Origin of the sequence: Phaeodactylibacter xiamenensis (assembly GCF_965229835.1) — a bacterium.
GTDB lineage: Bacteria > Bacteroidota > Bacteroidia > Chitinophagales > Saprospiraceae > Phaeodactylibacter > Phaeodactylibacter xiamenensis.
Map to the genome: position 1 here is coordinate 7,814,362 of NZ_OZ245931.1, position 11,739 is coordinate 7,826,100.

The 11,739-nt window shown below is 50.8% G+C and carries 16 protein-coding genes; all 16 read right to left on the reverse strand.

All coding sequences use genetic code 11. The annotated features are described in order from the left end of the window. Nucleotides 1-3 precede the first annotated feature (3 nt). The 16 genes from ACO08I_RS29780 to ACO08I_RS29855 all read right to left on the reverse strand — a co-directional run bounded on the left by ACO08I_RS29780 (nt 4) and on the right by ACO08I_RS29855 (nt 11,730). The gene (locus ACO08I_RS29780) at nt 4-261 is read right to left on the reverse strand and encodes a hypothetical protein (protein WP_421948033.1); all 258 of its coding nucleotides are present in this window, start codon (nt 259-261) and stop codon (nt 4-6) included. Beyond that, complete coding sequence (locus ACO08I_RS29785) at nt 258-998, reverse strand: glycosyl hydrolase 108 family protein (protein ID WP_421948034.1); 741 nt, start codon at nt 996-998, stop codon at nt 258-260. Before ACO08I_RS29785 ends, ACO08I_RS29780 begins: the two co-directional genes overlap by 4 nt. A 153-nt stretch (nt 999-1,151) precedes the next feature. Further along, a complete protein-coding gene (locus ACO08I_RS29790; protein ID WP_282778348.1) occupies nt 1,152-1,316 on the reverse strand; it encodes a hypothetical protein in 165 nt (54 codons plus the stop codon). Nucleotides 1,317-1,444: 128 nt separating this feature from the next. Further along, on the reverse strand, nt 1,445-2,188 hold the full coding sequence (locus tag ACO08I_RS29795; protein ID WP_282778349.1) for a D-Ala-D-Ala carboxypeptidase family metallohydrolase: 744 nt from the start codon (nt 2,186-2,188) through the stop codon (nt 1,445-1,447). Then, entirely contained in the window at nt 2,181-2,666 is a 486-nt protein-coding gene (locus tag ACO08I_RS29800; protein WP_282778350.1) for a hypothetical protein, read from the reverse strand. The genes ACO08I_RS29795 and ACO08I_RS29800 overlap by 8 nt, the downstream gene beginning before the upstream one ends. A gap of 21 nt (nt 2,667-2,687) precedes the next feature. Next, complete coding sequence (locus tag ACO08I_RS29805) at nt 2,688-3,062, reverse strand: hypothetical protein (protein ID WP_421948035.1); 375 nt, start codon at nt 3,060-3,062, stop codon at nt 2,688-2,690. 26 nt (nt 3,063-3,088) lie between these two features. Continuing rightward, entirely contained in the window at nt 3,089-3,304 is a 216-nt protein-coding gene (locus ACO08I_RS29810) for a hypothetical protein (protein ID WP_421948036.1), read from the reverse strand. Next, nucleotides 3,305-3,493, reverse strand: coding sequence for a hypothetical protein (locus ACO08I_RS29815; protein ID WP_421948037.1), 189 nt, complete (start codon nt 3,491-3,493; stop codon nt 3,305-3,307). It abuts the gene before it with no gap. Between the two features lie 182 nt (nt 3,494-3,675). Then, a complete protein-coding gene (locus ACO08I_RS29820) occupies nt 3,676-3,915 on the reverse strand; it encodes a hypothetical protein (protein ID WP_421948038.1) in 240 nt (79 codons plus the stop codon). Between the two features lie 3 nt (nt 3,916-3,918). Then, the gene (locus ACO08I_RS29825; protein WP_421948039.1) at nt 3,919-4,254 is read right to left on the reverse strand and encodes a hypothetical protein; all 336 of its coding nucleotides are present in this window, start codon (nt 4,252-4,254) and stop codon (nt 3,919-3,921) included. A 15-nt stretch (nt 4,255-4,269) separates the two neighbouring features. Beyond that, nucleotides 4,270-4,782, reverse strand: a complete 513-nt coding sequence (locus ACO08I_RS29830) for a hypothetical protein (protein ID WP_421948040.1) — start codon at nt 4,780-4,782, stop codon at nt 4,270-4,272. Between the two features lie 121 nt (nt 4,783-4,903). Further along, nucleotides 4,904-6,553, reverse strand: a complete 1,650-nt coding sequence (locus ACO08I_RS29835; RefSeq protein ID WP_421948041.1) for a S8 family peptidase — start codon at nt 6,551-6,553, stop codon at nt 4,904-4,906. A gap of 9 nt (nt 6,554-6,562) precedes the next feature. Continuing rightward, the gene (locus ACO08I_RS29840; protein ID WP_421948042.1) at nt 6,563-6,970 is read right to left on the reverse strand and encodes a hypothetical protein; all 408 of its coding nucleotides are present in this window, start codon (nt 6,968-6,970) and stop codon (nt 6,563-6,565) included. Between the two features lie 24 nt (nt 6,971-6,994). Further along, nucleotides 6,995-7,579 carry a hypothetical protein gene (locus ACO08I_RS29845; RefSeq protein WP_421948043.1) on the reverse strand — a complete coding sequence of 195 codons (585 nt, stop codon included), beginning with the start codon at nt 7,577-7,579 and terminating at the stop codon, nt 6,995-6,997. A gap of 3 nt (nt 7,580-7,582) precedes the next feature. Next, entirely contained in the window at nt 7,583-9,016 is a 1,434-nt protein-coding gene (locus ACO08I_RS29850) for a sulfatase-like hydrolase/transferase (protein ID WP_421948044.1), read from the reverse strand. Nucleotides 9,017-9,027: 11 nt separating this feature from the next. Then, nucleotides 9,028-11,730 (reverse strand): hypothetical protein, encoded by a 2,703-nt coding sequence (locus tag ACO08I_RS29855; RefSeq protein WP_421948045.1) that lies wholly within the window; start codon nt 11,728-11,730, stop codon nt 9,028-9,030. Between the last annotated feature and the right edge of the window lie 9 nt (nt 11,731-11,739).

Consider the following 11,739-nt stretch of genomic DNA (forward strand, 5'->3'; position numbering starts at 1 on the left):
GATTTATTTCTTTGCTCCGATTTCACTAGTGCCCAGCAGGTTGATGAGGATCAGAAGGATAAATAGCCCTATCAAAATCCGGCCTGCTAGCAGATGCCCCCGCCGGTACAAAAAAGTACCAGCAACAGGCATTAGAAGTATTATTCCTATCACGATGTAGAAGGCCTGTTCCGTAGTCAAGAGCGGCTTAGGCATCTTGGGCCGGGGCTCGTAAGGCTTGGCGATTGGCTTTTCTCCTGATTGGGCGAACAGGCTTTTCATGCGGCGGCTGGTTTTTCATTCCGGAAAAAGAGCTGGTACACCGCATACGCAGTGACTGGCAGCAGCACGGCGGCAGCAATAATCCAGCCCCAGCCATACTTTGCTACCGCCACTTCGATGAGGCGGTCTACGGGGAACTTGGAGGCGGTGACGATGACGGCGCCGTCTTCTTTTTCCGGAAAGTGGTTATTGATGCGGTTTTTCCAGCCCGGTAGTACGCTGAGCTTTCGTGGGTCTTGCAGGGCAAGCCATTCGTAGTATTTCAGGCGGGAGTCCCGGTAAAGGTTATATAGGAGCCCGCCATTGATTTTGCTCTGCCGGTTGGTGGCCGCGACGGTCAGGCTCCCCAGTATGCCATCGACTTCGAGGTCTTCGCCCAGGTCGTTGAGGGTTTGCTGAAGCATCGTTACACCGCCAGTGTCCCCGTTGCCGCCCGGGCCGTGCTGGATGATGCCGTCCGCTACGATCTCCGCTAAGTCCTGACTGTCGAACTCGCTCACTCGGTAACGGTCCCAGTATTCCTTTTCGTAGATTTCCAGGGCGGTTGCCTTAGTCAGGTTTACCATGTCTGCTTGGGTAATGTCCCTGCGCAGGTGGTGGGCGAGTGTAGCGGGCGTAATACCGTACTTAGTACCTATGAACGCTCCGTTCAAAAAGTTCTCATCCCAGTCGCGGTTGTCGTTGTAACCGCCCTCGATCTGTAGGATTTTGCCCGCGAATAAATTGAAGCTTGCCATTAGCAGTATTTGTTAACTGCTATCCTTTTGAATGCTGCTGAAGAAAGCGCCTTCCCCCGTAGATAAGGGGCTGGGCGCTTTCTTTCTGGCTGCGGTTAGTCACAACCTTAATGATTGCAGCTCTTCGAGCCACTAAATTAATCATTAGTTGTCTTATTCGCAATTTTTGGCTGAAACGCCCTTAGTAATTTCAGGGTCGGATTGGTGGTTTCCGATGGGGCTGCCTTCGACTTCTTCTGCCAGTTCGCCGTTTTCAAAGCGGTAGGTTGATTGGTCCTCGAATTGCACGATGAGTATGGACTTGGGTGGTGTTTTCATTCCAAAAAAGAATACTTGTTTTTGTATAAACAAAATCGTACATTTATAATAATAGGTAAATTATGGGTTAGCGTTGTCCTTCCTTTGGGCAGCGCTTTTTTTATGCGGTTTCTATATTCATCTTATTGTTACATAAAGTACCGGTAGCCAAAATAGACGAGCGCTCCGGCAACGGCGAGCACCAAGGCGATGGTTATAATGTGCTTCGCCCGGATGTCTTTACCACGGTCTTCTGCATTGCCCAAGTCAGCGAATACGCCACGGATTTCTCCGGCAGTGACCAGTATAGTGTCGAGCACGACATTTGTAGGCCCAACGTAAAGGTTGCGGAGGGTCTTCATGCTGTTCCATCGGCTGTATTGTTTGCCTTGGTACCGGCGGGTGCGCTTGGCGGCGAATACGGGGTAGAGCTCGCTTTGTACGCAGTCCAGGTGCAGAAAGGTGTCGTAGCTGCCAAACCCGCGTATGCCCATATCCCACAATTCCTGAAAGATAGGGCCCTTGTTGTCGAAGTCGTCCCGCAGCTCAATGTAGATCGGGTTAACTTCGCGCTTGCTGCCGATGAACTGGAAGTCGATAGCCTGGGCAAGCATGTGGGGGGAGTGCGTGGCGGCTCCCACTACGCCCGGGCCCGTTGGGATGTAGTTGCGGTAGGTGCTGGTGATGCGGATGGGCATTCCAAACTTAGTACGCAGATATTGTACCGCATCGATGACGCTGACCGCCAGTGGATGGGACGGAAGCCCGGTCTTCGGGTTGTAGAACTCGCCCACGGTGAAGTTCTCCCGTAGCATCTGGCTGGAGTTGGACACCATGACGTAGCTGGTTGTCTCGTTAGGTGCCTGCGGTATGTAAGTTTGGAGGTTACTCATCGTTCTTTACCTTTTTTCGGATTTGCAGGGCGATGTAGACTGCGCCTATGGCAAATAGAATTGCGACGCCTGCTGCTCCGATGGCGTACCAGTTGATTTCGCCGCCATTCTGAGCTTTGTCCAGGCGTTTTTCGAGCTTCCGGATTTGCCGGTGTAGGATGTTGATTTCTTCTTCTTCCGGATCTGCTTGTGACCGCTCCTGCTCGCCTCCTTCAATGTCTTCTGCTGCCTGATAGGCGGACTGGACATTCTCCAACTGGGCTTGCTGTAGCTTATGCTTGGCGTACAGGTCAGAGTATGCCGACATTACTTTTTCGTAGTGCTGGCCAAAGAACTCGCTTTTGTCAAGCTTGTGCTCGCCTTCGGGTAGGCTCTTTTCGTATTCTTCATACATCTTGCGCAGCTCTCTGATGGTGCCGGGGTGCATTTTGATCATCCCCAGGTTTTTCATGCTTAGCTGATCTTCATTCTTTTTCATAAAAGTTGCTTTTATCGCAATTTACGATTTTCCCGGGACACCGCAAGCGTCCGGGGCGTTGTGTACGAGCATGCCCTCGATGAGTAGCTGCCGGAGGGCTTCGTTGTACAGGGTTTTGTAGTAGCTCCAGTTGTTGGCTTTGGATTTTTCGCGCACCTGGAGGGCGGTGGTGCGGTTGCGCTGCAGGAGGCGCATACGGTTGTTGACTACGTCAATGACATCGAGGTCCGTATCCATATTGTGGTGGGGCTGATATTCGCATTCCAGTACACGCTCAGCACTTTCGTCTACAAGCAGGAGGTCAACAGGGTCGGGCTCGGTAGGAGAGGGGGACTGCTCCCGGCGGCGGGGGCGGCTCAAAACCGCCATGAGGACTATAGCAATAAGAGTAAGCATAGCAGCAAATATGTAGTCTTGTTTTTTCATCTCCGTAAGGCTACGACAACACCAATAATGATGAACAGCAGGAACATCCCCCCAATAAATAGCTCTATCCCAAACCTAGGGCTTAGATAGTCCTTTGGATCGCTGTAACCGGGCATGTTGTTGTATATCGCCCGGTCCTTGAAGGTGAAAGCGTCTACAACGGTACTTGTGATGTTGCTTGCCGCTAATGCTATTGCTGATATCGGGTTCATCTATTCTTTTTTGGTGGGGGCAAACAAGATTAAGGCCAGTGCGCCAAGGAATAAGACAGATGCACCGATCAAATACGGGGCATAGAGCTTAAGCCGGTCTTCTTCTTCCGTGCGCTTGTTGGCTGGGTCCAGAATAGACTCCATGGTGATCGAGTCGTCATTACAGGGGTCGTATTTATACCTGAGCATGACAGGGCCTATATCAAGGTATTTCCCAGAGCATAGGAACTCTTCTTTGGAGAAAGATACGCTGCCGTCACATGCTTTTCTGCAAGCATCTTTCACATCAGGCATAGTGCCGAACCAGCTTTCACACCGGCTGCGGCACTCTTGAGCCCTGCACCATTTTCCTCCTATGCAAAATCCCATGTCTACGGCTTTTTCCGGAATGTAAAATAGAGCGCCAGCCCGATGGCGGCACCCGCTGCCAGCAGTATTAACATCATCTTGCGGCGCTTTTTCTTACAATCGCCATCGTGGTTCCCGCCACAGCCGCAGCCGCAGTCCTTCTTATGGGCTCCGGCTACTTCCAAGTCCGGCTCGGTAGTGCTGGGTGGTGGGAATGGCTGTTCTTCATCCTTAATGTGGATGTTTTCAGTGCTCATTGCCATAGCTTATGATTTTTTGCGGCGAGTCATTATGACGAGCAGCATGACGAAAAAGAGGATCACACCGACGACGATACCGATCAGTGCGCCGGTGCTGAGCCCGCCGTCCTTGCCTCCATCTTGGGGCGCGGTCTGGTAAATCACGGTATCGGGGCCCTGATTGCCTTTTAGGGAGTCGATCACGCTGGAAACGCCCCCCAGCCAGCCGCTGACATTCTCACCGGAGAACCAGCTATTGCCGCTGGTTGTCTCATTCTGATTGACCGGCACCCCGTTTTGGTTGCTGACGGAGCCGTTTTGCCAGGCATTAATCGCCCCTGCTCCAACGTTGGAATAGTCCATTGGATAGTTTTTTGGTTACGCGATAGCCTTGCCGAGTGGGCTGTTCGGAGTTTCGGATTCTCCCGGTACTTCCCGGCGGCGGTCTTTGGCCTTGTCGCGGAAAAAGTGAATGAATGGATTGATGATGTTGGCGACTAGCGCAATGATAATGGCATTGAGTTCTCCGCCGACTAGCGCGTCAATGAGGTTTGATACGGCACCGTCTGGGAAGACCACGCCAATACCGGTAAAGAAAATCAGCACGGCGGTCAGTGCCTGTGTGCGGAAGTTCCAGCTTTTCAGAAAGCCCCAGCTCCAGCCTGCTTCGCCCCGGATGATCTTCATCAGGGGGTTGAGGAAGTTGACGAGGACGAGGGACAGGATGCGCCCGAGCTCGCCGGAGGCAAAGGCATCGTAGACGCTGTCGGCATCTGTACCGATGCTGAGGTCATTGGCTTCCAGCGTGAGCAGCACGAGGCTGATCAGGCTGACAAAAAAGTTGCGGCTGTCGAGGGTAGCCTGTAGTTTCGTGAACTTTGTCGTTTTCATAGCTATAGATTATTGCCCAATATTAGGAGCATTCTGAAATTGTCCGACCGTGTTTGGTCGTGTTGATACGCATTCCGCCGTGTTGAGCACAGCGAAATACGTTGGGTATCAAAAAGTGTGGCTACCGGCGGGGCCAGTGCCTCAGATCGTCTTCATTGAGAGTGATGGGGGTGCCGTCTTGGTCGTGACCGCGTACTTTTAGGACGTGGACTTCCTGCTCTTCCAGGTTACCGCTGCCTTTGTCCAGGAGCATGTCGTAGAAGTAGCTGCTCCATCCTACTGCGTCTGATACATCGGCGGGGCTTCGCAGCCCTAATCCGCGGCCATGGTGGTAGGTGTTCGTATTATCCATCGTCAGCTCAAAGGTGGTGCCTGCATCGGTATTGGTTTCCACGGCGACCTGTATGTAAGTGATGGTAGCTACGCCGTCAAAATTGGCTACGGTATTTTTATCGAGGTCGATAATAAAGGCGGGCTCATCTGTCATAGAGGAAGCCTGTACGGTCATCCACGGCATGGTCCATTCCCCTTCCAATTCGTAGGTAAGGGTACGGTTTTCACGGATAATGCCGGGGTTGTCGCCTCCATCGCCCGGATCGTCCGGTTCGTCGGGCTCTTCGTTACCGTCTGGTGGGTTGTCCAGGTACTGCTTTAGTTTGGGCGTACCATGACCGTAGTAGTGGTCGTGGCCCGGTTCGCCCAGATCGGTGGCGTACACGGCGGCATAGTTGAGCAGCTCCGGGTTCGTAAGCCCGGCGTTCGCCAGATCGAGGCAGACCAATACTCCAACGATGTGGGGCGTTGCCATCGAGGTTCCGGACATTACGCACTCCCGGTTGCCTATGCAAAGGCTGGGAATGAGGACTCCGGGCGCGGCGTACTGTGTGGTGGGGCCAAACTGGCTAAAGTTGGCTTTGTCACCGTTGCGGTCGATTGCGCCTACGCCTACGGTTTCGTTCATAATTCCGGGAAAGGACGGCGGGCTTACACCACGGTTGCCGTTGGCGGCTACCACAATCACGCCTTTGCTGGTAGCATATTCGATAGCTTGCCGCATGGCTGCGTTTTCGCCTCCGCCCAGGCTCAGGTTAATGTAGCGGGGGTGCCCCTGATCGGCTTTTGACTGGGTAGCGTCTGTGAACTCGCGGATAGACTGGGCAATGCCCAAACTGGGACAACTGCCGCTACCGGTGCAGACTTTGGCAATCGCAATTTTAACCAGGCCGGCTTCCGCAAACTTCGCGGCTATGCCGTAGGCGCGTTGGGTGGTATGCCCTACGATGCTGCCAATAACGTGGGTGGCGTGGCCGTGGTTATCGAGCACGGGTTCACCGGTATAGCTTCGTACAAATTGGTCGTAGATGTAGGGCTCCAGATTGATGTTGTCCGGGAAGCCGGTATCTGCGGTCAGCACAATAGCGTACTTCTGCCCGGCGGGGACTTGCGACAATAGCTGGTCTTCATAGCGGTCCCATTCCAGGTATACGCGCCCCCAGTTGGCTTCGTAGCTCAGCACATCGGCTACGGCCGGCGTAAGGGGCAGGGCTACAGACTCTCCGGGCGGAATGAAGATGGTATCTGAGGTGTTTTCGCGCTCTTTGGCGAGCTTGCGCTCAAATTTGTAATCCTCCTTTACATCCTGACGGACATCGCGGGGGAGCTGCCGCCACACTTGCCGGGGGATATTGTCCGGGCGGTTGGGGCTGAAAATCTGCCCGAAGCTACTGACCGTAATCAGCAGCAGGAGCAGCAAGGAAAATAGATGTTTCATAGCTTGATATTATTGTGGATTGATTTGCTCTTCGAGTTTGGCTAACCGGCTGCGCAGGTCGCTGATCTGCCGGTCCCGCTCTGATACTTCGTTGCGGTAGATTTGTATTTCTGTTTTGAGCAGGGCGATTTCCTCTTGCTTTTGTGCCATTTCACGCCGGTACTGCTGTTCTTTTTCGTCCATGCGCTCTTCGAGCTTCTGTATGTGATCGTTCGACTGTATGAGCTTGGCCTGGTATTCCGCAAGGCTTGCCATCAGGTCATTGCGCAGGGTGTTGGCGATGGCCAGGGCTTCATTCTCTTCCTTGTTCTGTTTCTCTCGGGTACGGAAGTGGAAAGCTTTGCCCAGCCATCCCACAACCAGTGTTGCGATTGGAATAGCTATGGCGGTCCAGAAATTGTAGTCGGAGTGTGGCATAGGTACTCATTTACAGGGGGCCTGTTAGTTGATCCAGTTGAATGCTAGTTCAAGGGAGGCATCCCAGGGCGCCGCGCCGCCGTAGGGACCGGGCGAGTTGTTCTTCCCGCCCCAATACGTGCCTATTTGGCGGTAAACAGGCAGCATGGGCGTATCAAAATAGTGATTGGCAGACCAAGTACCGGCAGGAGTGTCAAGGAAGTAATCGACACTATCTGCCCGCCATGGCCAGGTGCCGTTGACCATTCCACGTCCATAGAACCGTTGCCCAACTTCTACTTCTTTGAACTGGATCGTCTTTTTGCCCACCTGCCTGTTCCCTTTGCGGTCGTTGGTGTAGCCTGTGAGTGCCATCACGCCCTCTTTATTGACCGGGCGGAAGGCGATTAATACAGATCGGTGGTCGTTCCATCCAAAGAAGCCGGTCATGCCGGTAAGCTTCAGCCAGTCGTCACGGTCGTCGTCACCGTCTACATCTTCACTGGAGAACCAGCAGGAAGGGTGGAAGACAGCTTCAAACTCAAAGCCTACCGCCCAATGCGGCCAGAAGGGCTCCCGTGGGCGGAAGTCGGTTTTTCCTTTCTTTATATGATAGATTTTAGGCTCCATGTTTTAGTCCTTAGGGTTTCTGTAGTAGAAGTAATTTGGATCGTAGAACGTTTCCGGAATAGCCCATGCGTCTATAGACTGCCAGCCAGAGGGTGGAGATGTTGCATTATTATTCGATCTGTTGGTAGTTGCACTGCTAAAGCTGTTTGCGAAATTCCGCATGGCTGTTGCTCTGGTCGAATTACTACCTATGATATTGCTGCTTTCATCCGGGTCGTTTGCGATGTTGTATAGAGATTCTCCGGAGAAGCAAAGATTGCAGAATTTATAATCACCGTCGATTACGGCATAAGTTCTGGTCGTAGCATTATTGGTCGGTTGATATTGCTTCAGAAACATTCGACTGGGAATAGATCCGCCTGTTATGAGCGGATAGATGTCAATCCCGTCCAAGTCTTGGTCAATGTCACTAATGTTCCTGCCTGCAATTTTCAATAAGGTCGGGTGGAAGTCTTCTACCTGCACTGGTGTATTTACTACTTGCGGGCTAATTGTGTTTTTGTGATACCAGATTGCAGGGACATTAATGCCTCCTTCTGTGAGTTGTCCTTTTTCTCCTTTATACGGGGTGTTGCTGGCTGCATAGTCCACATCGCCCCCGTTATCGCTGGTAAAGATGATGATCGTATTGTCCTCGATGCCAAGGCTTCGGACTTTATTTACAATCCTGCTAATCGCATAGTCCATTTGGCGCATCATTACCCAGTATCTTTTTTGGCATGTAGTTAAATTACCAGGTGCGTTGGGCAGACTATCTACTGGTATTTCAAGACGATTACAGCCTGTACCATTTGGAGCAACGTGCGGTGCGAGCATTGGCACAAAAAGAAAGAACGGTGAACTGTTACAGTTTGCCCAGTCATCAAGGTAGTCTTCGCATTTCTCGGCAATCTTATCAGTAAAGTAAGTGCCGTCAGACGGTTGGTAAATGCCATTCTCCCGCACATCGTCAGCACCTTCAAAGTCCCAGGTGTAGTAATTGATTAGGCCATAAGAAGTACCATAGTAATAGTCAAAGCCCTTTGTATGCGGCAGGCATTCGGGGTACATGTGCCCTAAATGCCATTTGCCAATTAATGCAGTCTGATACCCTGCTTCTTTCATTAGCCTGGGCAACATGTATTTTGTCTCTTCAGCTGGCAGGCAATAATTATCATACCTGCCTATGACAACTTGCCACAGTCCCATTCTGAGTGGGTATCTGCCAGTCATTAGCGCTGATCTGGTAGGTGTGCATCCCGGGTACGAATAAAAGCGGTCAAAGTATGCTCCTTCGTTTGCTAAGCTGTCTAAGCATGGGGTATCGTACAAAGAACCATTCCGGCTCATATCTGCATTGCCCATGTCATCAGCCATGATATAGATAATATTCGGCTTGTTCTGGCTGAAAGCGTTGCTTGCTGCAAATAGCAGTATCAAAGTTATCGTTCGTATCATAATTAAGCTTGTTAGAGCCCGCCTAAAGCTGTTGCGTAAGTATTCCAAGCAGTATTAAATGCTGCCTGTTGACTGTCAAACCCACCTATACACCACATTGATAATTCGTGGCTTCCGAAGTTGCCAGCCGTGCCGCCGGTATTGTTGGCGAATAGATAAACTTCCCTGCTTGGAAAGGTCGGGTGGCTATTGTGCGTGTTACCGTTTAGGTATCTTGTAGTTCCACGCCAAGCCTCTAAGGTGCTGTTATTCTTTCTGCTGAATAAGAATGTGCCATCATACCCGGCAGGGGGCCCAGTTATAAATGTGTAGGAGCCTATTGTGTTACCGTAGCTTTGCATCCTCAATATGGTACTACCCGTGGAACTGTTTTGAACCATCAACTGCGGTTCAGTTACGACGCCACTTTCTCTTGCTCCGCAAATAGCGGTAGCGTTTTGCCAGTCGGTATCACCTGTATGAATGTGTGTTAATATCTGACCGTAGCTTTCCCTATAGTTCACAGCATCATTAGCTAGATTATAGCCTGTGTTGATATAGCCGTTGGTGCCATTGCCCTTCATGCCCTCGTTTGCAGTGAAGTCGACGGTACCGTTTATCACACCATTGAACTGTGATGTATCAGCCCAGTTAATAAGAGCGAAGTCCGAATCACCATCACCGGCAAAGACATAGAAAATATCCAAGCTGTCCCAAATGCCAGCAGTTTTAAGATCAGCCACTAATTGGTTTTGATCGTCTTGGACTGCTGTACTTGGTAGTGTATAGCCTTGATTAGTTGCGTATGTCAATACTGCATTATATTCGTCTTCATAGCTATTGGCGCACGGTGGGCAGCTAGAACCGCCGCAGTCTACTCCGGTTTCATCGCCATTCTGAATACCGTCAGAACAGGTTGGGCCGCAAGAAGCCGGGCAACTACCGCCACAGTCTACCCCGGTTTCATCGCCATTCTGAATGCCGTCAGAACAGGTTGGTACGCCAGTTAGTGAATTTCCAAGATTTTCATAAGTCCAGTAGTTTGTGCCGTCGTACCAAAAGTCTTGAATGAGCGAGTTCTTCAGGTTAATAGAACCAATGGCGTTACTATCTGCGTATAAGAAGTTAGATGGGAATGTGACAGTATCATTAAGACCGACGTTCGTAAACAGTAAACTATACTCCGCAGCCACCGAAGCGGGCGGATTCGATGCGACAATCTCCCAGCGATCTCTGGTGTCCATATTCACTTTGAACAGGCCCTCTTCCTGCTGGTTCCAATCATATCGCAACGTCAAAGAATCGTTCGGTATTTGCACAGCAGCATATCCTAAACTGCCTCCGGATGATGTAGTTGTAAATTCTAAGGCAGTGCCACCAGAGTTTACCCTGACGTATTTTCCTGCTTCCCCTGAAAGACTGCCGGGCGTGTCGGTCAAATCCGTAAATGTTGAAGCACCTCCACCGCTTGGTGGGTTAACGAACTCCAAAGCCGTCTCGCCGGTATTAACCCGAACATACTGGCCTCCCTGACCTGTGTAACTGCCAGGGGTGTCAGTTAAGCTGGTGAACGCTGTACTGCCACCAGATGTGCCTGATTCAGTAATGATATACCCGTTTGAATCAAACGCTAAATACCCTGCCGGAGTCCCAGTGAAGGAACTTGTCGTTGTATATTGATTAAGCCTCGCCTGGCCATTGGCAAGAAGTTCTAGCTTGACCGTGGCATCTGTACCAAACTTTAGTTTACCCGCAGCAAGGTTGTTGATGAAAGAAAAGTCACTATCAGTGCTGCTTAAAAAGCCAACACGCCCTAACAAACTCGTGTTTCTTCCTCTGTAAAACTCTAACAATGGCGTTGCGCATTGATCGGTGCTGCAACTGTCGCTAAGGCGCATAGTCATGTTAGGGTCATACAAATGAAAGCTTGCACCAATAGTTGTATTGCTGAAGTCGCCAATGCCAAGGCTGCCTCGATGGTAGTTATTGGTCGAGCTACTGCTAGCGATGGTTGACGTGTTCTCTACTTGGAATATCCCGCCACCGCCACCGCCGAACGTGCTAGTGTTAGTCCAGTTATTGATGCCGTTCGTCCAGGATTGAACATACGAGTCGCCATCAACTGGTGGAGCAGTAGCTGCCATGTTGTACGAATCCATAATCCTAAATGTCCCATTGTAAGTTCTGAGTAGCTCAACATAATTTGGGTCATCAGTATCAATGCTGCCTTGCGACAGAATTATAGGTTCATCGCTAGCTGTAGTTGCATTTCCATTGCGATCACTTGTAATCATTATGGAGGCGTTATGCTCCATCGTCATCGCATTGCCAACCACTCCACTGCCTACGGGTTCGTTGAAGTCAATTTCAGCAACATTTGTCGCAGAGTTTGGGCCTAATCCCCCGCTGATTCGATCGGCATCTGTAATCGCAAAGTCTGCCATGTCTAGGTTTTGTTCTGCGAGATGATTACCCAAGTTGTCATTGCCTGGTGCTGGTTCCCACCTTTGCCCCACGGTTGCTGCTGAGTTGTACAAATACATCACATTATTTACCGTATCCCAAGCGGTTGAACATTGATACCTTTGATCTATCGTTTGCATATCTAAGATAAGATCAGGGTCACCTGTTGTTTTGCAGACAGCAGCTCCCCCAACGATGCTCTGCGCTTGCAAATTCGCCGCAATCAAAAGGAATACGAATGATGTGATGTACTTATACGGAACTCGAAGCATTGCTTCTGG